This window comes from Staphylococcus sp. 231237_7MaSpsaltlick, from assembly GCF_043107035.1.
Window position 1 is genome coordinate 1 of sequence record NZ_JBICNX010000266.1, and the last position, 612, is coordinate 612.

1 protein-coding gene is annotated in these 612 nt (G+C 30.6%); it reads right to left on the minus strand.

Annotation, left to right across the window (positions count from 1 at the left end; genetic code table 11):
- Positions 1 to 612 (minus strand): FtsK/SpoIIIE domain-containing protein (locus ACF91D_RS31365; protein ID WP_392438640.1); only part of this gene is annotated, 612 nt, incomplete at both ends.

Consider the following 612-nt stretch of genomic DNA (forward strand, 5'->3'; position numbering starts at 1 on the left):
GTCCATCCGCATCTTTATAAATCATTTCTCCACGACCATTTAATTGTTCTGCACCTACTTCATCAATTGTAATCATGCTTTCTTTTTTTCCAAAAACTTTCATTGCAATACGATTAGGTATATTTGCTTTTAATGTACCGTTTATTACATTTCTGTTTGGTGTTTGTGTTCCAATAATAAAATAAATACCTACTGATCTTGAATTTTGCATTATTCTAACAAGCTGTTCTTGAATTTCAGGACTTTCACAAGATGGGACTGCAATTTCATCAATAACTGTAATAATATACGGCAACTGTTCTAAATCATTTTCCCTTGCATATTTATTATATCTTTCTATATCTATAGTTTTTGTATCTACAAGTTGTTTCATTCTTTTATCAAGTATGTCTGTTAATTCTATTAAATGCTCTTCTAATTCTTCAGTGTGACACATTATGTCTTTCATTAGAAACGGGGAATTCTTATATTCTAAATATTCAACACGTGTTGGGTCGTAAAAGGCAAATTGAATATCTTTAGGGCTTTTATTAAACATACCGCTCAATATCATTTGACTCATTGTCAAACTTTTACCCGAACCTGTTTGTCCTACGATTAATAAGATATGAC